Here is a 25,780-nt window from a genome sequence, read left to right on the forward strand (position 1 = left end):
CGGAACAGTCACAATCTCGAGAGCAAATACTATGAAGTGGACGGATATCAACGATATCGCCATCGAGCTGGTCGATGCGCACCCGGACGTGGATCCGCTGCGGGTCAACTTCGTCGATCTGCGCAATTGGGTGACCGAACTGCCCGGTTTCGACGACGATCCCAATCGCTGCGGCGAGAAGATCCTCGAAGCGATCCAGGCTGCGTGGATCGAAGAAGCGGATTAACTAGTACAAAGTTCATACGCTAACGCGTATAATCCGCCCGCCTCGATAGGTGTTGTTCATTTATTGAGCGAAGCGAATTCAGGGAAGAGCAACTGTTTGGTTGCTCTTTCTGTATTTAAAGTACACACATTCCAGAAATCAGTGAAATTGGAGAAAAACATGGCCGTGGAACGCACCCTGTCCATCATCAAGCCGGACGCAGTAGCCAAGAATGTAATCGGCGAGATCGAAAGCCGTTTCGAGAAGGCCGGTCTGCGTATTGTTGCCATGAAAATGCTGCAGCTGTCCCGTGAAAAGGCCGAAGGTTTCTACGCCGAGCACAAAGAGCGTCCGTTCTTCAAAGACCTGGTGGACTTCATGACCTCCGGTCCGGTCGTGGTGCAGGTGCTGGAAGGTGAGAACGCCGTTCTGGCCAACCGTGACCTGATGGGGGCTACCAACCCGCAGGAAGCCGCTGCCGGCACCATCCGCGCCGACTTTGCCCAGAGCATCGACGCCAACGCCGTTCACGGTTCCGACTCCACCGAGTCCGCCGCGCGCGAAGTGAGCTACTTCTTCGCCGACGACGAAATTTGCCCGCGCGCCTCTTAACCTGCTGCTCAAAGGGTTCTCCCGGAACCCTTTGATCGTCGCGCCCCAAAAGCTGGCGCAAGTGTGTGAACTTGCTGGTTTTGGGGCGCTCGCATTGGCCTACGGTCAATGGCGGCACATCTATGTGCCGCAAAAGCCCGCCAGTCTGTTAGGTTGCCGGGTTGTTAGTTTGAAGTAATTTGCGCATCGTGCTGGTGTTAACAACGCCGGGCGCGATGCGAAGCCCCTCCACTACGCGTGGGGCGCCACGACGCCAGTCTAGAGGCACCGTTACCCATGAGCACCACCGAAACCGCCAAAACGAACCTGCTCGGCCTGTCCGTGGACAAGCTGGCGGCGTTCTTCGAATCGCTGGGCGAGAAGCGTTTTCGCGCTGTGCAGGTGCTGAAATGGATGCACCAGAACGGTGTCGATGACTTTGTCGAGATGACCAATGTCAGCAAGGCGCTGCGCGAGAAGCTGGCCGAAGTGGCCGAAATCCGCCCGCCAGAGGTCATTGAGCAGTGGGATTCCGCCGATGGCACGCGCAAGTGGCTGATCAAGGTCGAGGGCGGCAGTGCCATCGAAACTGTGTATATCCCCGACGGCGACCGCGGCACCCTGTGTGTCTCCTCCCAGGTGGGCTGCTCGCTGGACTGCAGCTTCTGTGCCACCGGCAAGCAGGGCTTCAACCGCGACCTGACCGCGGCCGAGATCATCGGCCAGGTGTGGATCGCGTGTAAGTCCTTCGGTCAGTTGGAGCCGAAAGGCCCGCGCAAGGTGACCAATGTCGTGATGATGGGCATGGGCGAGCCGCTGCTCAACTTCGACAATGTCGTCGATGCGATGAACCTGATGATGGAGGACAATGCCTACGGCATCTCCAAGCGCCGCGTGACCCTTTCCACCTCGGGAGTCGTGCCCGCCCTGGATCGCCTGGCCGACGTCACCGACGTGAGCCTCGCCATCTCGCTGCACGCGCCCAACGACGCGTTGCGCAACGAGCTGGTGCCGATCAACAAGAAGTACCCCATCGCGATGCTCCTCGACAGCGCCAAGCGCTATATCGAGCGTATGCCGGACACGCATCGCAAAATGACCATCGAGTACACCATGATGCGGGAGGTCAACGACCGCCCCGAACACGCCGAACAGCTTGCGGAACTGCTGCGCGATGTGCCGGTCAAGATAAATCTGATACCCTTCAATCCGTTCGAATTGTCGGATTACCAGCGAGTCAGCAACAACGCTTTGCGACGCTTTCAACAGATTTTGCTGGATAAAGGTTTTACCGTTACCGTGCGTACTACCCGCGGTGACGACATCGCCGCGGCCTGTGGCCAACTGGCTGGCAGCGTCAACGACCGCACCCGCCGTTCCGAGCGCTATCGCAATGCCGAGCGGCCGGTACGCATTGTCGGTTGAGCGCCACTCACGCATCGCCGCGGCAAAACGCAAATAAAAATCACGGGTGATGTTGTGCTGACACGATTCCTTTCCCTCTCCACCGCTGGTCTGTTGCTCAGTATTGCGCTGGCCGGCTGTGTGACGACCGGCGGTGTCTACCACAAAGTGGATATCGACAAGGCGGTGCAGACCCACGTACAGCTGGGGATTCGCTACCTGCGCAGCGGTGACAACCGCGAGGCCGCCCGCTATCACTTCAATGAGGCGCTGAAACTCGGTGGCAAGCACAACCCGCAGGCCCAGCAGGGCCTGGCACTGCTCTACCAGGCCGATGGCGAGAACGACGCTGCGGAACAGCACTACAAGCTGGCGTTGCGCTACAAATCCGACTTCTCCATGGCGCACACCAACTACGGCGTCTTCCTGTACCAGCAGGAGCGCTACAAGGAGGCGCTGGAGCAGTTCAAGATCGCTTCCGAAGACCTCGACTATAACCGCCGCTCCTTCGCCCTGGCCAACTACGGCCGCTGTGCACTGAAACTGGGCAAGACCGAAGCGGCTGAAGAGGCCTACACCCGCGCGCTGGCGTTGGACAAAGACATGCCGCAGGCGCTGCTGGAACTGGCAGATCTGAAATTCAATGCCGGCGCTTACGCGCAGGCCAAGCACTACCTGGACAGATACAGTGCTGATCATCGACAGGTGCCACAGTCCCTGTGGCTGGGTATCCGGCTCGAAAAAATCTTTGGCAATCGGGACAAGGAACGCAGTTATGCCCTTGCGCTGAAAAATCTCTATCCCTACTCGGCGGAAACGCTGAAATACAAGAAGATGATGGCCAATGACGACGGATAACCTCTCCGAAATCTCCGAGAACCGCGCCGCCGACAGCGCCGCGCAGGATCTGGACAACTCTCCCGGCAGCCAGCTGCAGCGCGCGCGCGAAGCGGCCGGTATCTCCCGCAGGGAACTCTCCGAGCTACTGTGCATGACCGGCAACAAGCTGGAGTTGCTGGAGTGCGACGAATACGAACGCCTGCCCAGCGCACTCTATGTGCGCGGTTATATCCGTAATATCTGCCGCGAGCTCAAAATCGATGAGGCGCCGGTACTGCAGGCCTATTCGGGCTATGCCGCCGCGGAAAAGGAGAGCCAGGCGATCCTGGCCCACGTCAGCCGCAGCACCGTGGAAGTGAAGCCCCGCCGCAGCCTCAAGGGGCTGGCGCTGCTGCCGCTGCTGGCAGTCGCCGTCGTTTTCTGGTGGCTGAACGGCCGTCAGCTGACCCCGCCGTCGTTCAGCGTGACCACTGCCGCTCCCGCGGCCGGCACTCCGGTGGCCGGCAATCCGGTGGCCGGCACCCCGGTGGCCGGCACCCCGGCGGCGTCCGCCCCGGCCGAAGAGGTGGGCATCGCCGTCGACGAATCCCTCACCGCCAGCGCACCGGCAGCCAGTGATGCGCCGGTGAAAGCAGCAGAGAAGATCGTTGCCAATGCGCCGTCAGCGGTCGGCGGCGAACAAGCGGCCGCTCCGGCGATCGCCGCACCGAGTGCCACCAGCGCCGGTGATCAGGTTGCCGATGACACGGCTGCTGACGACCAGGTAGCCGCCGCGGCCATTGCTGCCACTGACGATGCGGCAGCACCGGCGCCCGCTGATACCAAGACTCCGGCGGTGCCCGCGGAAGCTGCGGCTACTGCCGCGGACGCGGAGGCCGCGCAAACGCCAGCGGTCGAAACCCCGGCTGTGCCCACCGAGCCGCTGCAGCTCAGCTTTAGCGAAGAGGCGTGGGTCGAGGTCAGGGATGCGACCGGCAAGCTTCTGCTGGCCAAGCTGCAGCCCGCGGGTGGCGATATCACCCTCGAGGGGCAGCCGCCGTTCAAGCTGATGCTCGGCAATGCTGCGGCCACGCAGGTGCGCTTTCGTGGCCAGCTGGTCGCCAGTGACCCGCTCGGCAATCGCCGCACCCGCCGCCTGACGGTCGGGCAGTAAGAATTCACCGCGGTCGGTGCGCCTCGCAGCGCAGCGGCCGCGGCCAGCCCCCTCTCTCCCCCGGCGCCCCCGGACGATGGGCGCTGGCGGGGGCGACAGCCATCGAATTTAGCGCTGTCAGGCCCTATAATCTCCCCTCGAAATTTTCTGTCTGCGAAACTGCCAGGTCAGCCTATGCAATTTGAGTCACCAATTGTCCGCCGCCAGTCGCGCCAGATCATGGTGGGCAATGTCCCCGTCGGCGGTGGGGCACCGATTTCGGTGCAAAGCATGACCAACACCGACACCTGTGATGTCGACGCCACCGTCGGCCAGATTCAGCGCCTGCAGCAGGCCGGTGCGGATATCGTACGTGTGTCGGTCCCCAGCCTCGACGCCGCCGAGGCGTTCGGTAAGATCCGCCAGCAGGTGGAGGTGCCGCTGGTGGCCGATATCCACTTCGATTACCGCATCGCGCTGCGCGTCGCCGACCTGGGTGTCGACTGCCTGCGCATCAACCCGGGCAATATCGGCCGCGAGCACCGCATCCGCGCCGTGGTGGACAAGGCCCGCGACCTGAATATCCCCATCCGCATCGGCGTCAACGCCGGCTCGCTGGAAAAGGACCTGCAGAAAAAATACGGTGAGCCGACCCCGGACGCGCTGGTCGAATCGGCCCTGCGCCATGTGGAGATCCTCGACAGCCTGGATTTCCACAACTTCAAGGTGAGCGTCAAAGCGTCCGATATCTTCATGGCCACCGCCGCCTACCGCAAACTGGCGCAGCTGATTGAGCAGCCACTGCACCTCGGCATCACCGAAGCCGGCGGCCTGCGTGCCGGCACGGTCAAATCCGCGATTGGTCTCGGCGCACTGCTGCTCGACGGCATCGGCGATACCCTGCGCGTCTCCCTGGCCGCGGATCCGGTGGAAGAAGTTAAAGTCGGCTGGGATCTGCTCAAGAGTCTGCGCCTGCGCACCAAGGGCATCAACTTTATTGCCTGCCCCAGCTGCTCGCGGCAGAACTTCGACGTGGTCAAGACCATGAACGAGCTGGAAACCCGCCTCGAGGACATCACCACTCCGCTCGACGTGGCGGTGATCGGCTGTATCGTCAACGGTCCGGGCGAAGCCAAAGAGGCCGACCTGGGCCTTGCCGGCGGCACACCCAGCCACGCGATCTATGTGGACGGCCAGCCCCACACCAAGCTCAAGAACGACAACCTGGTGGACGACCTCGAGCGGCTGATCCGCGACAAGGCCGCGGCCAAGGCGGAGCGCGAGGCGGATATTATCGCCAAGGCGTAATTACGGCCCCGGAAGAGAAAACAGAAATCCAATGCGAAGGCGCTGATGCCGGCGGGCTTTTGCCAGACCTTCTGCGGCCATGGATGGCCGTGGAGAGCGTACAGGGACGTATTCACAGTGTGTCTGGCAAAAGCCCGCCGGCAGCGGCGCCGCCACCGAGCAGGTAAACCTGGCAGCGGTGATAGCGCAAAAACCAGTTAAGTAAGGAACACCGTTGAAACAGCTTCGCGCAATCCGCGGCATGAACGACCTGCTGCCGGGCCAGTCCCCGGTATGGCAGTATGTGGAATCCACCCTCAGCGAACTCTTCGGCCGCTACGGCTACAGCGAGATCCGCACCCCGTCTCTGGAAGCTACCCAGCTGTTCAGCCGCGCCGTGGGCGAGGCCACCGACATCGTCGAGAAGGAGATGTACACCTTCGACGACAAGAGCGGCGACAGCGTCACCCTGCGCCCCGAGGGCACCGCCGGCACCGTGCGTGCCGCGATCCAGAACAATCTGCTGATCCAGCCCCAGCGCCTGTGGTATTTCGGCCCCATGTTCCGCTACGAGCGCCCGCAGAAAGGGCGTCTGCGCCAGTTCCACCAGTTCGGTGTCGAGGTATTCGGCATCGACGGCCCGGATATCGACGCCGAGATCCTGATCATGACCGCGCGCCTGTGGCGCGAACTGGGCATCAGTGAGCACGTCAAGCTGCAGCTGAACTCCCTCGGCAGTGCCGCCAGCCGCGCCGCCTACCGCGAAGCGCTGGTGGAATACCTGAATGCGCGCCGTGAACAGCTCGACGAGGACAGCCAGCGCCGCCTCGAACGCAACCCGCTGCGCATCCTCGATAGCAAAAATGCCCAGACTCAGGAACTGCTGGCGGACGCCCCCTGTCTACTGGACTTCCTCGATGAGGAATCCGCGGCGCATTTCAGTCAGCTGCGCCAGCTGCTGGATGCCGCCGGGGTCACTTACGAGATCAATACCCGCCTGGTGCGCGGCCTCGATTACTACGGCAAGACCGTGTTCGAATGGGTCACCGACAGCCTTGGCGCCCAGGGTACTGTCTGCGCTGGCGGCCGCTACGACGGCCTGGTGGAACAGATGGGTGGCAAGCCCACGCCGGCAGTGGGCTTCGGCCTCGGTGTCGAGCGGCTGGTACTGATGCTGGAGACCCTGCAGGCGCTGCCCGAATCGCTGGACCAGCAGGTGGACGCCTACCTGGTGGCCGTAGGTGCGGTACAATCCGCCGCCTTGGCCGCGGCCGAAAAGCTGCGCGACGAACTGCCCTGGCTGCGCCTGCAGACCCATTGCGGTGGCGGCAGTTTCAAGAGCCAGATGAAAAAGGCGGACAAGAGCAACGCCACCTTCGCGCTGATTATCGGCGAGGACGAGGCCGCCGCCGGGCAGGTTGCGGTGAAGTACCTGCGCAGCGAAGAACCGCAGCAGACCCTCGCGCTGGAGGAACTGCCGGCGCTGCTGCAGGGCTGACACAGAACAATGCGGGAGCGGCCGCGGGCCGCTGCTACCGGGAAAATTTGAGAAATCGAAAGGAAAGGCGAATTACGCAATGGCTGACCACATTACCGAAGAAGAACAAATAGAAACGCTGAAGCGCTGGTGGGCGGAAAACGGCAAGGGCATCGTGAGTGGCGTCGCACTCGCCCTGGTGGCTTATTTCGGCTACCAGTGGTGGCAGACCAGCGAGCGCAGCAAGGCCGAAGCGGCCTCCAACCTCTACCAGGAGTTTATCGAAGCTGCGTCCGCCAACGACGACAAGCCCGACAACAAGCAGCTGACCACCGCCAAGAGCCTCAGCCGCCAGCTGCGGGAAGAATTCCCCAAGCGCATCTACGCCAGCCAGGCCGCCCTGCGCATCGCCGCGCTGGCCGCCACCGACAACGATCTGGAGAGTGCCGCCAAGGACCTGCAGTGGGTTGTGGATAACGGCAGCGAAACCGAATTGCAGCTGATCGCCAAGCGCCGCCTGGCCGCGGTCAAGGCCGCCCGCGGTAAGCCCGATGAGGCGCTGAAGCTGGTCGCTGGCAATGTACCGCCGGCGTTCGCCGCCCTGTACGCCGAAACCCGCGGCGATATCCTGCTGCAGAAGGGCGACAAGAACGGTGCCCACGAGGCCTACCAGCAGGCACTGGCCGCACTGCTGCCGGAGCAGTCCGCCAACGAACGCATCCTGCGCCTGAAGGCCGAGAGCGTTGCCCCGGCCGCCAGCGACAGCGATACCGCCACCGACGCCGCCGCTGGTGACAGCGATACGGCAACCGATGCCGCCGCTGGTGACAGCGGTGAGGCGGAAGCCAAGTCGGAGGGTGATCAGTAATGCGTTTTCTGACCTGTACTGCCGCCATCGCCCTCGCCCTGGCCCTGGGCGCCTGCGCTTCCAACGATGAGAAAGAGGATACCGATCCGGTTGAGCTGGTGGACATCAAGCCCACCGTCGAACTGGACAAAGTCTGGTCCCACAATATCGGCGATATCGATGCCAAGCTGTACGCCATGCTTGAGCCGGGCATCGCCGACGGCAAGCTGGTCGCTGCCAACAGCGACGGCGATGTCATTGCCTTCGATCGCAACAGCGGCGATCGCTTGTGGAAAACCGACCTGGACGTGCAGATCAGCGGCGGCGTGGGTGTCGGCCTCGGCATTGCTGTGGTGGCCGACTACCGCGGCCAGGTGATCGCCCTGAATCTGGATACCGGCGAGAAAGTCTGGAGCCACACGGTGTCTGCCGAAGTGGTGAGCCAGCCCGCGGTCGGCTCCGGTCGTGTTGTGGTGCAGACCGTCGACGGCAAGCTGATCGGCCTCGACGCCAGCACCGGCGAGGAGCGCTGGAGCCACAGCACCACACTGCCGGTACTGACCCTGCGCGGCAACGCCGCCCCGGTCATCTCCGCCGGTCTGGTATTCGCCGGTCTGGATAACGGCAAGGTCATCGCGCTGGACGTGACCGACGGCATCGGGCGCTGGGATCAGCGCGTCGCCATTCCGCAGGGCTCGGCAGAGCTGGAGCGGGTGGTGGATATCGATGGCGCTCCGGTAATCCGCGGCGATCTGCTGTTCGCCGCCAGCTACCAGGGGCGCGTCGCCGCGCTGTCGCGCGACGACGGCCGCGGCCTCTGGGCCCACGACGCCTCCACCCATTACAGCGTGGATGTGGGAGCGGGCAATGTATACTTGAGCGATGCCTCCGGCAGTGTCTACGCCTACAATGTGGGCAACGGGCAGATCGTCTGGAGCAACGACAAGCTGCTGCGTCGCCAGGTGACCGGTCCGGTCTATTTCGGCGACACCGTGGTAGTGGGCGACCTGGATGGTTACCTGCATGTGCTGGATCCGTCCAGCGGCCAATTGATCGGTCGCGAGCGTATCGACAGTGACCCGGTACGCATTCCGCTGCTGGTCGACGGTGACCTCCTGTTTGCCATTTCCGACGATGGCGAACTGGTGGCACTGCGCCTGCAGCACCGCAACTGATCGCGCGGAAATTGTTGTAGCGGCGAACCCGGGGTTCGCCCGCGGGTCTCTGTCCCGTGCCGAATTTTTAAGCACCGCCCGCGTTTCGCGGGCGTTCGCATTTCTGGCAATGGGGCGCCGGTAAATCACCCACGAGCATGTTGTGCAGCGCAGAACGCTGCCAGCTGCTCGCGCAAGAGATTTACCCGCGTCCCGATACTGCCCTGAGTAGATTGATTTATGCTGCCTGTAATCGCCCTGGTCGGGCGCCCCAATGTGGGCAAATCCACCCTGTTCAACCGCCTTACCAAGAGCCGTGACGCCCTGGTGGCCAACTATGCGGGCCTGACCCGCGACCGCAAATACGGTGAAGCCGAGATTGATGGCCACAAGGTAATCCTCGTCGATACCGGCGGTATCAGCGGTGACGAAGAAGGCATTGATGCCGCGATGGCGCAGCAGTCGATGCAGGCGATCGAAGAGGCGGATGTGGTCCTGTTCCTGGTGGACTGCCGCGCCGGCCTCACCGCGGCGGATGAGATGATCGCCGGTCAGCTGCGCACCCGCGCCAAGCCCACTCTGCTGGTGGCCAACAAAGTCGACGGCGTCAATCCGGATATCGCCCTGGCGCCGTTCTACGAACTGGGCATCGGCGAGCTGTTCCCGACCACTGCGACTCACGGTCGCGGCGTGCGCGCGCTGATGGAGCGGGTGGTGGAAGATCTGCCGGAGCCGCTGGAAGAGGAAGCCGAAGACGTCGCCAAGGGGATCAAGATCGCGATTGTGGGCCGCCCCAATGTGGGCAAGTCGACGCTGGTCAACCGCCTGTTGGGTGAGGACCGGGTGGTGGTCTACGATCAGCCGGGTACCACGCGCGACAGCGTCTATATCAATTACGAGCGCGACGACAAGCCCTATACCATCATCGACACCGCCGGCGTGCGCCGGCGCAAAAACATCAAGGAATCGGTGGAGAAATTCTCCATCGTCAAAACCCTGCAGGCGGTGGAAGACGCCAATGTGGTGGTGCTGGTGATCGACGCGCGCGAGGGGCTGGTCGACCAGGACCTGCACCTGATGGGCAGCGTGATCCAGGCCGGTCGCGCCCTGGTCGTGGCACTGAACAAGTGGGACGGCCTCGAGGTCGATCACCGCGATTTCGTCAAAACGGAGCTGGAGCGGCGCCTGCGTTTCGTGGAATTTGCCGACATCCACTTTATCTCCGCGCTGCACGGCACCGGCGTCGGCCACCTGTACGAGTCGATCGAGGCGGCCTACCAGAGCGCCACCGACAAGTTGTCCACCAATCACCTGACGCGTATCCTGCAGTGGGCGGTGAGTGAGCACCAGCCCCCGCTGGTACACGGCCACCGCATCAAGCTGCGTTACGCCCACGCCGGCGGCCAGAACCCGCCGGTAATCGTGATCCACGGCAACCAGACCGAGCAGGTGCCGTCGCACTATGTGCGCTACCTTGAGAAGACGTTCCGCAAGGCGCTCGACCTGCACGGCACGCCGGTGAAAATCGAGTTTCGCACCGGGGCCAACCCCTATGCCGGCAACAAGAACAAGCTCAGCGATCGCCAGAAAGCCAAGAAACGCCGCCTGATGAAGTTCGTCAAAAAGAAAAAATGAACGGTGAAGTTTTAGTCAATATTTCCCCGGTGCTTGGATGAGCGCCCCCCTCTCCCGCGCGGGAGAGGGGCCGGGGGAGAGGGTAAAAGAGGAGAATCGGATGCTTAACCTGAATAACCCCGCACTGCTGCGCAAACAATCCTATGTCGGCGGCCAGTGGATCGACGCTGACTCCGGTGAGACCTTCGATGTCACCAATCCCGCCACCGGCGAAGTGGTCGCCACCATTGCCAATCTCGGCGCCGCGGAAACCCGCCGCGCGATCGAATCCGCCGAAAAAGCCTGGGCCGGCTGGCGCAACCTGACCGTCAAGGAGCGCGCCAAGACCCTGCGCCGCTGGTACGACCTGATTATCGACAACGTCGACGACCTGGCGAAGATCCTCACCGCCGAACAGGGCAAACCGCTGTCGGAGGCCAGGACCGAAATCGTCTACGGCGCCAACTATCTCGAGTGGTTCAGCGAAGAAGCGAAACGCGTTTACGGCGATGTGATCGCACCGCCGTCCAACGACAAGCGCATCGTGGTGATTAAACAGCCGGTCGGCGTCACCTGTTCGGTCACCCCGTGGAATTTCCCCAGCGCGATGATCGCGCGCAAGATGGCCCCGGCACTCGCCGCCGGCTGCCCGTTTATTGCCAAACCGGCATCGGAAACCCCGCTGTCGGCGCTGGCTCTGGCCGCGCTGGCGGAAGAGGCGGACATTCCCGCCGGCATCTTCAATGTCGTGGCCGGCAAAAGCGCGCGTGAAATCGGCGCCGAGATGACCGGCAACCCGCTGGTGCGCAAATTCACCTTTACCGGCTCCACCGCGGTGGGCAAGCAGCTGATGGCGCAGTGCGCCGACACCATCAAGAAAACCTCGATGGAACTGGGTGGCAACGCGCCGTTTATCGTCTTTGACGACGCCGACCTGGACGAGGCGGTCAAGGGTGCGATCATCTGCAAATACCGCAACGCCGGCCAGACCTGTGTCTGTGCCAACCGCATCTTTGTGCAGGAAGGCGTCTACGACCAGTTTGCGCAAAAATTTATTGCTGCCGTCAATGCGCTGAAAATGGGCAACGGCGCGGAAGAGGGCGTCGAAGTCGGTCCGCTGATTACCAGTAAGGCGGTCAAAGATGTGAAGGCACTGTTGGACGACGCTCTGGCGAAAGGCGCCGAAGCGGTCGTCAGCGGCGGCCCCAGCGACATGGGGGATCACTTCTTTGCCCCTACAGTGCTCACTAAAGTCGATGACAGCATGCAACTGTTCCGCGAGGAAATCTTCGGCCCGGTGGCGCCGCTGTACAAGTTCTCCAGCGAAGACGAAGTCATCGCCATGGCCAACGATACCGAGTTCGGCCTCGCCTCCTATTTCTACTCCCGCGATGTCGGCCGTATCTGGCGTGTCAGCGAAGGGCTCGAATACGGCATGGTGGGCGTCAATGAGGGCATCATCTCCAACGAGATGGCGCCGTTTGGCGGCATCAAGGAATCCGGCAGTGGTCGCGAGGGCTCCAAGTACGGGATCGACGATTACCTGGAGATCAAATACCTGTGTATGGGCGGCATCGATAAGTAGTTCCTGCGCGCCCGTCCCGTATGGGGGACGGGCGTCGGGCGAGAGGGCCATTCTTGAATATTTCTCCCATCGCCACCGTCCATTCCTGCTTCGGTGAAAAATTCGGTGTGCCGCGCCAGCCGCTGCTGGCGGACGCCAGCCGCGCATCCATTGAGCTGTTACCGCCGCTGGACACGGCTGACGCGGTGGCGGGGCTGGAAGAAAACACCCATATCTGGGTGGTGTTCCAGTTTCACCAGGCCGCCGGCCAGTGGTCGGCCAAGGTGCGCCCACCGCGCCTCGGCGGCAACAAAAAGCTTGGCGTACTCGCCACCCGCTCGCCATTTCGCCCCAACAATATCGGCCTGTCGGTAGTGCGGCTGCTGGAGGTGCGCACGGCGCCCAGGGTCGAGCTGATCGTCGGTGGTGCCGACCTGGTGGACGGCACGCCGGTGCTGGATATCAAACCCTACGTTCCCTACGCGGACGCCATTGCCGCTGCGCACAGCGCCTTCGCCGATGCCGCGCCAGCGGGCGTTAAAGTCGTTATTCCCGATGAAATCCTGCAGCAGGCCGCCGCGTACCGCGACGACTGGGATACCGATCTGCCGCGGCTGATCGAACAGGTACTGGCGCAGGACCCCAAGCCCGCCTACCAGCAGCCAGACCCGGAGCGGATTTACGGCATGCAGCTGTGTGGCTTCAATCTGCGCTGGCGCTACCCGGCGGCCGGGCAGATTGAAGTGGTGGCACTGCAATGAAAGGGCTGTTGCGCAGACTGCGCTCGCTGGCCGGTTTTGCGTTGCTCGCGATCATTGTGGCCAGTGGCGTTGCCTACTACCAGCAGCGCGATGTGCCCAAAGACCGCGCGCCGGCGTTTGCGGCGCGCACGCTCGACGGTGACCTGCTCGACCTGCAGCAAATGACCGCCGATGGCCCGGTGCTGCTGTATTTCTGGGCCACCTGGTGCGGCTATTGCCGTGTGGTGTCGCCGGTGATCGATGATCTCGCCGGTGACTATCAGGTGATCTCCGTCGCCCTGCAGTCTGGCGATCGGGCGCAGGTTGAGAAATATCTCGAAGACAAGATGCTGGATTTCCCCACGGTCAACGATCCCGCTGGTGCCATCAGCCACGCCTGGGGCGTGCGGGTAACGCCGACCATCGTCATCGTCGGCAGCGACGGCAAAGTCAGCTGGGTGACTTCCGGCACCACGACCAGGTGGGGGCTCGAGGCGCGCCTGGCGATGACGGAGTGAGCCCTCGCTGACCCGCAGCGGTTTGTGTGTGGGAAAGTCGCCATTTGTCATGCCATGTCAGGCAAATGGCAATTCCCCCGCGCTGGTGCCGGGCCGACAATGGGCGCTGTTACACCATCCGGAGTCCGTGCGTGTCCGTTCTCGAATCCTTTTCCTACCGCGATCTCGACGCCTGCCGCGTGGGCCGTGTCGACCTGGGCGTGAACACTTCGTTTGTCGTCTATCGCCTGGGCGATACCCTGATCGACACCGGTCCCAGCAACCAGTGGAAATTCGTCAAGCCGTTTGTGCAGGAAAAGCCGCTGCGCCAGCTCTTGCTGACCCATCACCACGAAGACCACAGCGGCAATGCCGGGGCGATTCACCGCCTCACTGGCGTGCAACCGTTGGCGCCGAAGGCGACGGTGGAGATTCTCCAGCGCGGTTTCCGTATCCCGCCGATCCAGAAATTTATCTGGGGTTCTGCGGATTTGGCCGAGGCCGCGCCGCTGCCGGAAAGAATCACCATCGGCAACGAGCCGGTGACTCCGATCTTTACGCCGGGACACGCGAAGGATATGACCTGCTATCTGCTACGTGAGCGGGGCTGGCTGTTCAGCGCGGATCTGTATATCGCCAACTACCTGAAACTGTTGCGCAGCGACGAACATATTCCCACACTGATGGACAGCATCCGCCGTGTATTACAGGAGGATTTCGAGGTGATTCTGTGCCCACACCGCGGCGTGGTGGAAAACGGCCAGGCGCGGCTGCGGGAAAAGTACGATTACCTGCTCGACCTGAGCGAGCGCGCGCAATTGCTGCGTGTTGAGGGAAAAGATCCGCTGGAAATTACCCGGCAGTTGCTGGGTAAGGAGAGCGCGATGAGCGTATTCTCCGGCTACAACTTCAGCAAGCGCAACCTGATTGCGTCCTGCCTCGAGGTGGAACTCGAATCCTTTCGCTAGATTTTTACGCTCAGTCCCGGAACGGCGTCCATACCAGCAACAGGCACACCGCCGAACAGGCGGCCATGGCGCCGACAATGGCCGTAACCGTTTCCGGCAGCAGCGCCGACAGTGCGGAAATACCCCCGGCCACGGAAAACTGCAGTGCGCCCATCAACGCCGCGGCGGTACCGCCGTTCTCGGCAAAATACTCCATACAGCTGGCCTGGTTGTTGGGGCTGATGGCACCCATCGCACCGACGGTCAGCATCATTGCCGGCACAAACAGCCACAGCGTCGGCGCCAGCCACAGCACCAGTAACAGTGCGGCAATGCCGGCGCCCTGCAGGGTCACCGCGAAGCGCAAAATACGCTGCGGTGGATAGCGGTTCAGCAGCGCGCGGTTGGTCAGGTTCATCGCCGTCATCACGACAATGTTGGCGCCGAACAGCAGCGCAAACACGCTGGGACCGACGCGGAAATGCGTCTGGTAGATAAACGAGGAGTGGGTGATGAACAGCATCATCACCGAAAAGGCCATCGCCTGCAGCAGGATAAAGCGCAGCGCCGGGCGCGTGGACAGCACCGCGGCGTAGCGGCGCAGCACACTGGTGTTGCTGGCCGGCGGGATAACGCGCGGCCCGCGAAACAGGGTGCTCTTGAGGACGATCAGCAGCGCGACACCGTAGACGCCGAGGAACAGGAAGATACTGCTCCAGCCGCCGAGCTTCAGCAGCAGGCTGCCGATCGTGGGAGCGAACGCGGGTGCGGCCACCATGATCAGGCCGATCATACTGAACAGCTTGGCCGCCTCGCGGCCGTGAATACGGTCGCGCACCAGTGCCGGTACACACACCGCGGCCCAGCCGCCGCCAAACGCCTGCAGTGCGCGCAGGGGCAGCAACTGATAGAAATTGTCGCTTTGCCAGATAACCAGGCTGGCGACGCTGAAAATCCCCAGTCCGGCCAGCATCACCGGTGCGCGCCCGATCCGGTCCGACAGTGGGCCGCCGATCAGCTGTCCGAGGGACAGCGCAAAGACATAAACCGAAATCGTCAGCGACAGCGCGTGGCTGTCCACACCCAGGTGACTGCCCATGGCCGGGAAGGCGGGCAGGTAGGTATCCAGCGCCAGTGGACCGAGGGCGACGGTCATGGCCAGCAACAGGGTGAATCGCAGCTGCGGCGTGGGTGGGTAACTCAAAGCGCGACCTCGGGGATTGCCTTGACAGTGTAGGCAGACGGTAAGATAGTTGACGTAGTCAACCACATTATCGTTGACAATGTCAACTAACTGACGGACCCGTACCCTATGGCGGATACCCCAACACTGGAAATAATCTTCGGCGCACTGTTCAGCGAAATGCGCAAGGCGATGATGCGCGCGCTGGCGGACATGGACCTGGAGTTGTCGCCACCGCAAACCCAGTTGCTGGTTTTGATCGGCGAAGAACCGGGAGTCAGCGCCGGCGCGCTGGCAAAGCGAACCGGACGCGACAAGGCCACCGTGACGCGTATGCTGGCGCCGCTGCTGGCGGCGGCCTGGATTGAGCGCAGCCCGGATCCGGCGGACGCGCGGCGCCAGCAGTTGTCGCTGAGTGTGGCGGGCAGGGAGAACCTGACACGCGTGCTCAGTGCGCGGCGGTATGCGCACGAGCAGGTGTTCCGCGGGTTGAGCGAAGCGGAAAAGACCCAGTTGAGCGCACTGCTGCAGAAATGCCTGCCGCCGGTTGGCTGACACTATGATGGCATTTGCCGGCGGCTGCTCTGTCCGTCCGCGGCATGATCGGCGCCGCCGCTGGAGGTCACGGTATGCGCGAATCCACGGCAATTTTCCGCCAGCGTTTACATACCGGCGCAGCGCCGCTGCCGGACAGTTTTTCGGTCGCCTGTGCCGCGCAACGCATTCCCCACCGTCTACTGGCACAAGTGGATAGCTTTATCGAGCTGTTTGATCGCGTTACCCGCAGTCGGGCATGGATCGACAATGCCACCGCCGGGGCGCCAGCGTTTATCCGTTCGCCGCGCAGCGAAGCCTGCTTTTTCAGCGCCTGGGATTTCCACCTGCCACCGGCACGACCCGGCGACTGGCAGCTGATCGAGTTCAACGATAATGGCTCCGGATTTTTGTTTGCGGCGCAGGTGAATCGTATTTACTACGAGGCGTTTCTGTCCGGAGACCGCGACGTTGTCCCGCCGCCGGCGTTTGACGAGTTCGCGCGGCAGCTTCAGGCGATGATTGTCGCGGAGGCAGGCAATTTTCTCGGCGGCGATGGCCCGGATGGGGTGCTGATTCTCGACGATGAAGAATCCCTGCGCAGCGGCCATTTCCGCGCCGAGCACCAGTGGCTCGCCGCAATCTGTCACCAGTGCGGCTGGCGTGCGCAGACAGCCGCGCCGCAGGCGCTGCAGTGGAATGGGGCGCAATTGATTGTGGGCGGTGAGCCATTTGATTTTGTGATTAATCGTTCTACGGATTTTCTGTGGGAGTCCGACGTTTTCAGTGCGCTGCGGCAGGCCTTTGACAGCGGCGGGGTCTACATCGCCCCCAATCCATTCAGTTTTGTCACGCGCAGTGACAAGCGGTTGCTGGAGTGGCTGTCGCGGCCGGAGTGGGACCGCGACCTGGGGATAACTGCCGAGGAGCGCGCTTTGCTGTCGCGGCATGTTCCGGAGACCCGCTTACTGCGCGAAGACAATATCGAGGGACTCGCGGCACGAAAGTCGGCGCTGGTATTTAAGCCGGCGCGGGGACACGCGGGGCTCGGGGTGCTGGACAGCCATGAGGTGGGGCGCCATCGGTTGCGGCGCCTGTTGGCAAAAGAGGAGTGCTATGTTGCCCAGCGGCGTGTGGATCGGAGCCAGCTGCGGGATGTGGATAACCATCCGCTGTGGGCGGATCTGCGCGTCTGGTCCTGGCGCGGGCGGCGCTATGGCATCAGCGGCCGCGCATCGCGCAGCGTCGACGGCCTGGATCTGGACGCGCCGGGTGGCTGGCTACCGACTTTCGAAATGCGTTAACAACCAGTCGACGGACGCAATGCCACGAAATGGATGCCCGCATCCTCCTCAGCCCTGATGGGCACGCTTCGCGTTGCCCATCCTGCCGATTATCGCAGTCACGTTCACCCTGCCCGCGGCGTGAAGCGGAAGCCCCGCACCGGGCAGGGCTTGTTATTAACAGCCATTTACGGGCTGATAAAAATCCCGCGCTTGTACAGCCAGCGCAACACCAGCCACTGCAGCAACACAACCCCACTGGCGAGCAGCAGCGCGCCACCGGCCTCCGGCAGTGCCGCGGCGATCCCACCGAACAGGCTTTTGCTGCTGAATTCCCAGTCCACCAGGCTGGTGCCCAGATACACCAGGATGGCGTTGCAGCCGATCACGGCAAAGAAAGTGCTGAAGCGCTGCCAGTGCCATACATCGACCAGCAGGTAGAACAGTGCCAGTAACAGCAGGCTGCAACCGATGGTGGTCGTGGCGAAAGAACTTGTCCACAGCTCCTTGTTGACCGGGTACACCCAGTGCCACAGGAACGCGGTGACCAGGCAGGCGAGGCCGGCGAGGGCGAGGCCCTGCAGGATTTTCCCGTGCTGTCCCTGCTGTTGCCGCAGCCAGCGCCCGGCGAAAACGCCAGCCAGTGCGTTAGCGATGGCGGGGATCGTGGACAGCAGGCCCTCGGGGTCGTAGGGGCGGTTCTGGTAGTGGATGCCCGGCAGTAAATGCTGGTCCACCCAGGCGTTGACCGAGCCGGCGGGGGTCAGGTCGCCGAACAGCGTCTGCAGCAGCCAGTAACCGAGCAATATGGCGGCGAAGGCGAGGTACTGCGTGCGTTCCGTGCAGTGCCAGGTGATCATCGCGGCAAAGAACCAGGCGCAGCCGATACGCGCGAGTACACTGGCGTAGCGGATCTCATCCAGGTGCGCGGGCATGCCGCTGCCCCAGCCGTGGTTGTAGATGATTCCCAGCCCGATCAGCACCAGCAAGCGTTTCGCCGCCTTGCGGTAAACCGGTTTGCGGCTGGCCATTGGCTGGCCGCGCAGGGATTTATTGGCGAGGCCGAGGGTGACGCCGGACAGGAAGATGAACAGCGGGAAGATCAGGTCGTAGAAGCGGAAGCCGTTCCACGCGGAGTGGTGCATCTGCCCGTCGCCAAGGGCGAACAGCGACCAGCCGGTAAGCGTGAACAGCGGCAGGAACAGAGCCTCTCCGCCGATAATCCAGAACATGTCGAAACCGCGCAGGGCATCGACCGAAGCGAGGCGTTTTGATTTTTTTACCATGGTTTACTACAGCTTTATTGGTGTTTGAATGCGTTGCGCGCTCCCTCGCATTTTCGTTGATCAGTCCCTCCGACCGGTCTGGCCCACGGCGGTGGGCCGCTGTCGCCGGCGGAAATCCCTATCTCCTCAGAGCCCGCAGGGCGAATCGAGCTTCGGCGTCCAGTCTGGCACGGTATCGCTGTGCGCGATCTTGTCGCTGCGGAACTTATCCACAGTGCGCTCGACGTCGGCGGGGCTGAGGATTTTGTCCTGGCTGTGGAAAACCCAGTCCACATCTTCCTGGTAGACGCGCTCGTCGCGGGAGTCGATCAGCCCCTCCTGGGTGAACCAGAGGTTGAAATTAATCGACATGGGGACTTCCGGATACACGTGTTCACCGTGCTCGGCGAACTGCTCGCCGTCGAGGAAATAGCGAATGTGGTTGTCGCCCACCTGCAGCAACAGCGTGTGCCAGCCCTGCAGGCTGCCGGTTTTGACGGTGAATTTGTTGTCCTTGGTAAACGGGTTCAGTTTAAAGGTTTCCCAGCTGGTGGCGAAGAGCGCGTGGTCCTTCTCTCCCCAGCCGCCGTTGGCCAGGTACTCGAAATCCATCTCACTGTAGTCCGGGTCCATCGGTGCCTTGAGCGGGCTGATGGTGTAGAAGGTCTCGATAATCTGGTCGCCGTCGGGGCCTTCGGTGGGTTGATCGCGGAAAAATACCCGTGCCGCGTAAGTGCCTGCCAGGTACTTGCGCTGGTGACAGAACTGGGTTTGCCGGGTGTTTTCGCCACTGCCGTCGGTGAACGACGTCATACGCAGCAGCGTGTTACCCGGCTGTTGCGCATCGTCGACAAAATTGATGCCGTTACCATTCCAGCGCGCGCCGCTCACACCGGGGTGGCCGCTTTGCGTGCGCACGCGCCAGCCATTTTTCTGCATGGCGGCGAGATCCGGGTAGGAAAAATCGTCGAAAAATACCGCGGCTTTCACGGCGGAACTGTGTCCGCTTGCGGACTTCTCTTCACAGCCCGACAGAATCGAGCAAAACAGCGGGGCGCAGGCGAGCGCGATCAGTGTTTTTTTCATGGTGTATTTCGGTTACGTGAAAAAGTTACCAACAATAAAAAAAGCCCCGGCGTACCGGGGCGAGTATAGGAGCATTACCTATAGATCAACGAGAGAGAACTTCCTGTGAGAACAACTTCCATGTGCCGCTGCCGCGCCTGACGGGCGACAGCGGCAGTTTCTTTAATCCACACTGCAGACAAAATCCCAGCTGCCGTCGGCGGTACCCGGTACCGAGTTGGTCCACCAGTTGGCCTCGTAGACGCTGCCGTTGTAGATGATCTGCTGGCCGCCGTCGGCGTGATCACCGGCGGGCCAGGCCGGGTAGGTCACCAGGTTACTGGTGTCGACGCCGGCGGCGCTGCAACTGCTGCCGCCGGTGCCGCCTGTTCCGCTGCTGGACAGATCGGCGAGCGGCAGTTCCGGGTGTTCGAACGCCAGCGCGTAAGTGGTGCCGTTAATGGTGGCGGTGTAGGCCTGGGGCCCGGAAACCGGCAGGTAGTAGTTCAGGGTCATATCCCAGCTGGCACCGTCGGCGAGGTTCTGCCAGCTCGGCAGGCTGAAGCGCACGCGGTGGAACTCGTGTTGCGCTCCGCCCACGTTGCCGCCGCCGGCGTTGGCGCCGCTCTCGATCACGCTAAGGCCGGCACCGCTCTGGTCGGAGACGGTGTCGGAGGTGGAGGTGGGCATATCGAACTCGAACACGGTGCCGCCGGGGATCTCGGCGCCGGTGTTGTTGGTGATGGTCAGTTTCGGGTTCAGCGGGTAGTTCTGGTCACCCAGCTTGAAGCCGTCCACGGTCATCTGGATATCCACCGCTTCCGCCGGTACGGCGCGATCCGAGCGCTTCTCGCGATAGGCGCTGGCGCTCTTGAAAGTGTCGTAGGCAATACTGGTCAGGGTCGAGCCCATGTAGTACTCGCCATTGCTGCCACGGCTGGCATCCCAGTCGTAGTCGCCGGCCAGTTCCCAGAACATGATGCCGCCGATGCCCTGGTCGGCCACATACTGCGCCTTGGCCGCCATCGACTCCTCGTCTTCGGTGGACAGGAACACTTTCTTGCTGTCGTTCCACAGCCACGGTGCCTCGGCGACGCTGTCGTAGTGGCGGCTGTAGGTGCCCACCAGCGCGTCCTGCGTGTCGTTGGCCGGATCCAGGCCGTAGCTGGCCAGGTAGCTGCCGAGAATGCCGTTTTCCAGGTTCTTGGCGTGCCACATGGGGTTGGAGCCGGCACCCATCTCGTTGCCGCTGGTATCCAGGTCGTGCCAGATGTTGTCGATACCCACGGCGCCGTTGCCGCAGTCGGACGCACCGCCGGTACCTTCGGGGCAATCGGATTGCACCGGTAGAGACGCGCTGCCACCGAGACCGTAATCGCCCCCGCTGACGCCTTGCCAGCCGCGGGTGTAGTAGGGAATACCCACGTTGATCCGGCCGGGGGACATGGAGCCGCGGAAATATTTCACCGCCCAGTCGATATTCAGGTAGCCGATGCCGCCGTACTGGGAAGTGCCGTACACGTTGGCCGCAGCCAGTTCGGGATCCTGGCCGTTGTCGAACAGTGCGGCATTGTGGCCCACGTACTCGTTCCAGGCGCCGTGCAGGTCATAGGTCATGATATTGACGTAATCCAGGTACTTGGTGACCTGCATCGTCTCCATGCCGCGCAGCAGGTAGCCGGAGGAGGGCGAGGCAATGGTGAGCATGTACTGGGTGTTGTCCTGCTCGCCGGCCTGGTCCAGCTTTTCGCGCAGGACCCGCAGCATCTCCACGTAGGAATCCATCAGGTAGGCGCGGCGGGCGTTGGATGTGCCGAAGTCGAGCGGATTGCCGGCGTCGTTCATCGAGGTGGGGTATTCGTAGTCGATATCCACGCCGTCGAAGCCGTACTGGCGAATAAACGCGACTGCGGAATCGGCGAAAGTCTCGATCCCCTGCTGATTGATACTGCCGTCGCTGTTGGTGGTCATGGTGTAGAAACCGCCATCGGCGACGCGGTTGCCGTAGTCATCGAAGTGGCCACCGGTTTCGGCCCAGCCACCGATGGAGACCAGCGTCTTCACATTCGGGTACTGCGTCTTGAATTTGGACAGCTGGTTGAAATGGCCCTTGTAGGGGAAGTCCGGATCGGTCTCCGCGCCGGCTACCCCGGGCCACTCCAGGCCGGTGGCGGCATTGGCCGGGTCGCTGGTGTTACCCACCGATACCTTGTAGTCGCTGCCGATGTGGGCGAAGGCGTAGTTGATGTGGGTGACTTTGTCCCAGGGAATATCTTTCACCAGGTAGCTGGGCTGGCCGTTGGCGCCGGTGCGCCAGCTGGTGAAGTAGCCGATGATCCGCCGCGGGTGATCCGCGCCCATCTTCTCGTGGCCGTCGGCGGTGTAGATATCGCAGTAATTCGGGTGGGTACCCGGGGTGGTGTAGAGACCGTCGGGGCGGCAGGGGAAGTCGCCGCTGACCGGCGCGCCGTTGACGGTAATGGAAATACTGGCGGAATCGCTGGAGGCGCCACTGTTGTCGAAGGCGCGGGCGAATACCGTCTGGGTACCGGCCGTGGCGGTCCAGCTATAGCTGTAAGGCGCGCTGCTGTCTTCGCCCACCTTGGTGCCGCCCACGTAGAAAGCGACGCGATCCACACTGCCGTCACTGTCGGCGGCGCTGGCGCTCAGCTGCACGCTGATGCCCTCGTCGTAGGTGCTGCCATCTGCCGGGCTGTCCAGGGTCACACTGGGAGCAGCGTTGGGGTCGGCGACGTTGATGTCGGCAGTGGCCGACTGGGCTGTCTGGGCGTCATTGTCAGCGGCGACGGCGTAGAGGCTGTGACTGCCGACTGTGGCAGTCCAGTCGACGCTGTAGGGCGCGCTGCTGTCGCTGCCGATGCTCGCGCCGTCGACGAAGAATTCAACACTGCCGACGCTGCCGTCCGCATCGCTGGCCTTCGCACTGAGCGGCACTACATCGCCGGTGGTGAATTGGCTGCCGTCAGTGGGCGCGGTCAGGCTCACCTGTGGTGCCACCGGGCCCGCGGCGCTGACGGAAATGGTTACGTCTGCGGTGGCAGTCTGCTGGCCGGCGTCGTCCTCGATCAGCGCGTTGATGACCGAGGCGCCGGCTGTGGCGGTCCAGGTGATCTGCCAGGGGGCGCTGGTATCTGTGCCGATGGAGGTGCCGTCGACGAAAAACTCGACGGAAGCGACGCTGTTGTCATCGCTCGCATCGGCGGTGATGACAACGCTGTCATCCACGCTGAAGGCAGAGCCGTCCGCGGGGTTGGTTATCGCGCCCTGGGGCGGGGTGTCCTGACCGGTCTGGCTGTCACAGGCGCCGAGCAGGCTCCACTCCTGATACTGGCCGGAATACTGTTCGGGATTCTGGTTCTGGGTCCACCAGTTGGCTGTGTAGGCGTTGCCGTTGTACTGAATCTGGGCCCCGCCATTGTAGGCGGTAGCGGCATCCCAGCTGGCGAGACCGCTGCAATCCACGGCGTAGGCGTGGCCGGCGCCGAGCAGGGCTGCGGTGAGGGCACCGAGCGCGAGTGGCTTGTTCATTTCAATTCCCTTGTGCATCGTTATTTTTATCTAGCGAAGGCGCAAAAAACTGCGGCACCATCAAAATGACATCGCTGTCAAAATAACAGTCGTCTGCGGGTGAGGCAATGCCCATTCGTCTCATTACTGCAATCAATGCTGATATTTACGCCAACTGCCGGAAGTGTCTTTGCATCCGGAAAGGCTGGGATATCGGCGGTTTTGCACGCTCTTGTGTCTGTTTTATCCGGGATTTATATCGATTTGTCAGGGCTTAAACCTGTGGATAAACCGGCTGTTCAGTGGCGTAGCCGCAAGTGAGGCGTGGGCGCCGAGCGATCGAGTGGGGGGAGGGGAGTGCGCGTAATTGCGTCACCGGGGGCGAGGTTATTGCCGTGGCTCGACGGTGGTATTTCGGGTCCTGAAATTAGCAAAGAGTGGGAATAGTATTCTGCCGCTGCGCTGATAATTGAAAAGAACCCCCACTGGCAACAGTGGGGGGCTTGGCTACCGCGAGGGCGAATCACATATCCCAGAGAGAATTGGTTGCCATCGACAGTGTGATGCGCTCCTTGTCCTGAATCTGCTTCAGGTCTTCAAACACCTCCTTGACTTCGGTCGACTCGATCGCGCCGTACACCGCCTCATACAGGTCAGAGAAATAGCGATCGACTGCCCGCCCCATGTTATTGATTTCCTTGATCGTGGGCGGGTCGCTCAGCTGCAGCCGGCGGATAAAATCCGCGGCGGACTCTTCGTGCGTGTACTGCAGCCAGGTCTGCATCACTTTGTTTTTTGCCACACCGCTGTAATTGGCCAGGTTTTTGGCCATGCGCTGCTCGTGTTCGAGCATGTGTTTGAGTAGTAGCTGGGTGCGGCTGTCGGTGGATTTTTGCAGAAGTTCCCGGTAGAGCTTGGCCAGCTCGAGGTGGAACTTCTCGGCGTCCTTGATCACTTCTGAGGCCTGTTTGAAAGTTTTCATACGGGAGCCTTTAGATTTTTTGTATCGTTATGTCGGTGCTGGTCGGGAAAAATGTCGTCTCGTCATTCATCGCCCTCACTGTATGTTTATAGTGCATTTATCCAATTGATCAAGACCTGTGGAAAGACACCGAAGCCCAGCAACGCCGCGGTCAACAGCACCAGTACCGCGTGACCCGATTTCGCAACCTGCACCTCCCCCGTCACGGCTTCCGTCTCGCCGTTGTCCCGCTGCGCCATGGTCAACAGCAGGCCCAGGTAGTAGTAGAGGCCCAGCGCACTGCCGATGATGACTGCCGCCAGCAGCAGCCACAGCTGCCCCTGCACACCGGCGGCAAAAATATAAAACTTGCCGATAAAGCCGATGGTCAGCGGAATTCCCGCGAGGGAGAGCAACATGGCTGCCAGGCAACAGGCAAGCCAGGGTGAGCGCCAGAAGAGTCCGCTGTAGTACTCGCGGTCAAAGGGATCCCGGGGCAGTGGCTGGCGGGACAAAGTGGTCTTCGGCGGAGAATCTGCCCCGCCCTGTGCCTTGCGGAAGGCGTCGTCGGCAATAAGCCCGACTACGGCAAAAGCGCCGAGGGTCGTGACCACGTAGGCGACGAGGTAGTAGATCACCGCTTCGGTACCGAATGCACTTTTGCCAATCAGGAACGCGACAATCAGGTAACCGAGGTGGGCGATGGAGGAGTAAGCCAGCAGCCGCTTGACGTTTGACTGTTGCAGCGCCAATAAATTACCCACCAGCATGCTGGCCACAGCCATGGTGGCGAGCAGCGTGGTGAGTATCGGAATGACGAGCAGTTCCAGCTGTGAGAACAATCGCAACAACAGGGCGACGACTGCACCCTTGCCGACAGTGGCGATCAGCGCGGTCACCGGTGTCGGCGCGCCCTCGTAAACATCCGGTGTCCAGATATGGAACGGCACCAGCGACAGCTTGAACGCAATTGCGGCCAGCAGCAAGGTCAGCCCCACCAGCAACAGCGACAAACCCTCACCGTTGCCGAGCGCGGCGGCGACACCGGCAAAATCCAGTGCGCCACAGGCGGCGTAGATCACGGCAATCCCGAACAGGCCCAGTGCGGTGGACAGGGCCGACAACAGCAGGTACTTGATGCCGGCTTCCAGCGAGTGCAACTGGTCGCGCCGCGGTGAGCGCTCGCCAATCACGGCGAAGCCCAGCATCGGGTAGAGCGCCAGGCTGACCAGCTCCAGGGACAGGAAAAAGCTGGCGAAGTGGCAGGCGAACGTCAATGTGCAGGCGCCGAGCATCGTCAGTAACAGCAGTATGTAGAACTCCTCGGGATAACTGGCGGCACCGCGCACCCGCTGGCAGCGCGGCTTCAGGTAGCTGAAACCGAGCACCGCAATGGCGGCCGCGGCCAGCAACAGCAGCAGGCATACGAACAGCGCGGTGCGGTCCACCGCCAACAGTTCGGTCACTGCCACGGCGCCGCTGCCGGGTGGCAGACCGGCCACCGCGACAAAGCAGCCGTAACCGGCTGCGGCGATGGTCACCAGCGTGGTCAGCAGCGCGGCGCGATGACCGCGTACGAAGGAGACCTGTAACATCAGCAGGACGATGCCGGCGCCGAGAAACAGCAGCGGCGTGATGGCGCGGAGTTCCGACAAGCTCATG

The 25,780-nt window shown here is 62.2% G+C and carries 22 protein-coding genes; 16 read left to right on the top strand and 6 right to left on the bottom strand.

The window, feature by feature from the left end; genetic code table 11:
• Positions 1 to 31: 31 nt before the first annotated feature.
• From iscX to ABDK11_RS04780, 14 genes are all read left to right on the top strand, one after another.
• Positions 32 to 226: a Fe-S cluster assembly protein IscX gene (gene iscX / locus ABDK11_RS04715; protein ID WP_346839149.1), complete on the top strand. Its 195-nt coding sequence runs from the start codon at positions 32 to 34 to the stop codon at positions 224 to 226.
• A 159-nt stretch (positions 227 to 385) separates the two neighbouring features.
• A complete protein-coding gene (gene ndk, locus ABDK11_RS04720; RefSeq protein WP_346839150.1) occupies positions 386 to 817 on the top strand; it encodes a nucleoside-diphosphate kinase in 432 nt (143 codons plus the stop codon).
• Between the two features lie 276 nt (positions 818 to 1,093).
• Positions 1,094 to 2,221, top strand: coding sequence for a 23S rRNA (adenine(2503)-C(2))-methyltransferase RlmN (gene rlmN / locus ABDK11_RS04725; protein ID WP_346839151.1), 1,128 nt, complete (start codon positions 1,094 to 1,096; stop codon positions 2,219 to 2,221).
• Positions 2,222 to 2,275: 54 nt separating this feature from the next.
• A complete protein-coding gene (gene pilW, locus ABDK11_RS04730; RefSeq protein ID WP_346839152.1) occupies positions 2,276 to 3,058 on the top strand; it encodes a type IV pilus biogenesis/stability protein PilW in 783 nt (260 codons plus the stop codon).
• Entirely contained in the window at positions 3,045 to 4,193 is a 1,149-nt protein-coding gene (locus ABDK11_RS04735; protein ID WP_346839153.1) for a helix-turn-helix domain-containing protein, read from the top strand. Before pilW ends, ABDK11_RS04735 begins: the two co-directional genes overlap by 14 nt.
• 174 nt (positions 4,194 to 4,367) lie before the next feature.
• Positions 4,368 to 5,480 (top strand): flavodoxin-dependent (E)-4-hydroxy-3-methylbut-2-enyl-diphosphate synthase, encoded by a 1,113-nt coding sequence (gene ispG, locus ABDK11_RS04740; RefSeq protein WP_346839154.1) that lies wholly within the window; start codon positions 4,368 to 4,370, stop codon positions 5,478 to 5,480.
• Positions 5,481 to 5,694: 214 nt separating this feature from the next.
• On the top strand, positions 5,695 to 6,957 hold the full coding sequence (gene hisS / locus ABDK11_RS04745; RefSeq protein ID WP_346839155.1) for a histidine--tRNA ligase: 1,263 nt from the start codon (positions 5,695 to 5,697) through the stop codon (positions 6,955 to 6,957).
• A gap of 79 nt (positions 6,958 to 7,036) precedes the next feature.
• Positions 7,037 to 7,804, top strand: coding sequence for a tetratricopeptide repeat protein (locus ABDK11_RS04750; protein ID WP_346839156.1), 768 nt, complete (start codon positions 7,037 to 7,039; stop codon positions 7,802 to 7,804).
• The gene (gene bamB, locus ABDK11_RS04755) at positions 7,804 to 8,958 is read left to right on the top strand and encodes an outer membrane protein assembly factor BamB (RefSeq protein WP_346839157.1); all 1,155 of its coding nucleotides are present in this window, start codon (positions 7,804 to 7,806) and stop codon (positions 8,956 to 8,958) included. The genes ABDK11_RS04750 and bamB overlap by 1 nt, the downstream gene beginning before the upstream one ends.
• Positions 8,959 to 9,177: 219 nt before the next feature.
• Positions 9,178 to 10,572, top strand: coding sequence for a ribosome biogenesis GTPase Der (der, locus tag ABDK11_RS04760; protein WP_346839158.1), 1,395 nt, complete (start codon positions 9,178 to 9,180; stop codon positions 10,570 to 10,572).
• A 100-nt stretch (positions 10,573 to 10,672) separates the two neighbouring features.
• Positions 10,673 to 12,136, top strand: coding sequence for an NAD-dependent succinate-semialdehyde dehydrogenase (locus ABDK11_RS04765; protein ID WP_346839159.1), 1,464 nt, complete (start codon positions 10,673 to 10,675; stop codon positions 12,134 to 12,136).
• Positions 12,137 to 12,189: 53 nt separating this feature from the next.
• Positions 12,190 to 12,876 carry a tRNA (N6-threonylcarbamoyladenosine(37)-N6)-methyltransferase TrmO gene (gene tsaA / locus ABDK11_RS04770; RefSeq protein ID WP_346839160.1) on the top strand — a complete coding sequence of 229 codons (687 nt, stop codon included), beginning with the start codon at positions 12,190 to 12,192 and terminating at the stop codon, positions 12,874 to 12,876.
• Positions 12,873 to 13,373 (top strand): protein disulfide oxidoreductase, encoded by a 501-nt coding sequence (locus ABDK11_RS04775; RefSeq protein WP_346839161.1) that lies wholly within the window; start codon positions 12,873 to 12,875, stop codon positions 13,371 to 13,373. Before tsaA ends, ABDK11_RS04775 begins: the two co-directional genes overlap by 4 nt.
• A gap of 131 nt (positions 13,374 to 13,504) precedes the next feature.
• Positions 13,505 to 14,320, top strand: coding sequence for an MBL fold metallo-hydrolase (locus tag ABDK11_RS04780; protein ID WP_346839162.1), 816 nt, complete (start codon positions 13,505 to 13,507; stop codon positions 14,318 to 14,320).
• Between the two features lie 10 nt (positions 14,321 to 14,330).
• On the opposite strand, the gene ABDK11_RS04785 is transcribed toward ABDK11_RS04780, so the two are convergent.
• Positions 14,331 to 15,503 carry a multidrug effflux MFS transporter gene (locus tag ABDK11_RS04785; protein ID WP_346839163.1) on the bottom strand — a complete coding sequence of 391 codons (1,173 nt, stop codon included), beginning with the start codon at positions 15,501 to 15,503 and terminating at the stop codon, positions 14,331 to 14,333.
• A 108-nt stretch (positions 15,504 to 15,611) separates the two neighbouring features.
• On the opposite strand from ABDK11_RS04785, the gene ABDK11_RS04790 reads away from it, so the two are divergent.
• A complete protein-coding gene (locus ABDK11_RS04790; RefSeq protein ID WP_346839164.1) occupies positions 15,612 to 16,037 on the top strand; it encodes a MarR family transcriptional regulator in 426 nt (141 codons plus the stop codon).
• 74 nt (positions 16,038 to 16,111) lie between these two features.
• Positions 16,112 to 17,320, top strand: coding sequence for a hypothetical protein (locus ABDK11_RS04795; RefSeq protein ID WP_346839165.1), 1,209 nt, complete (start codon positions 16,112 to 16,114; stop codon positions 17,318 to 17,320).
• 167 nt (positions 17,321 to 17,487) lie between these two features.
• Here the strand turns inward: ABDK11_RS04795 and ABDK11_RS04800 are convergent, their stop codons facing one another.
• The 5 genes from ABDK11_RS04800 to ABDK11_RS04820 all read right to left on the bottom strand — a co-directional run bounded on the left by ABDK11_RS04800 (position 17,488) and on the right by ABDK11_RS04820 (position 25,779).
• Positions 17,488 to 18,585, bottom strand: coding sequence for a DUF5009 domain-containing protein (locus tag ABDK11_RS04800; RefSeq protein WP_346839166.1), 1,098 nt, complete (start codon positions 18,583 to 18,585; stop codon positions 17,488 to 17,490).
• A gap of 126 nt (positions 18,586 to 18,711) precedes the next feature.
• On the bottom strand, positions 18,712 to 19,650 hold the full coding sequence (locus tag ABDK11_RS04805) for a glycoside hydrolase family 16 protein (protein ID WP_346839167.1): 939 nt from the start codon (positions 19,648 to 19,650) through the stop codon (positions 18,712 to 18,714).
• A gap of 162 nt (positions 19,651 to 19,812) precedes the next feature.
• Positions 19,813 to 23,178 carry a glycosyl hydrolase family 18 protein gene (locus ABDK11_RS04810; RefSeq protein ID WP_346839168.1) on the bottom strand — a complete coding sequence of 1,122 codons (3,366 nt, stop codon included), beginning with the start codon at positions 23,176 to 23,178 and terminating at the stop codon, positions 19,813 to 19,815.
• Between the two features lie 502 nt (positions 23,179 to 23,680).
• Positions 23,681 to 24,139: a hypothetical protein gene (locus ABDK11_RS04815; protein ID WP_346839169.1), complete on the bottom strand. Its 459-nt coding sequence runs from the start codon at positions 24,137 to 24,139 to the stop codon at positions 23,681 to 23,683.
• An 86-nt stretch (positions 24,140 to 24,225) separates the two neighbouring features.
• Positions 24,226 to 25,779: an NADH-quinone oxidoreductase subunit N gene (locus ABDK11_RS04820; RefSeq protein WP_346839170.1), complete on the bottom strand. Its 1,554-nt coding sequence runs from the start codon at positions 25,777 to 25,779 to the stop codon at positions 24,226 to 24,228.
• Between the last annotated feature and the right edge of the window lies 1 nt (position 25,780).

This window comes from Microbulbifer sp. SAOS-129_SWC (assembly GCF_039696035.1).
Lineage (GTDB): Bacteria > Pseudomonadota > Gammaproteobacteria > Pseudomonadales > Cellvibrionaceae > Microbulbifer.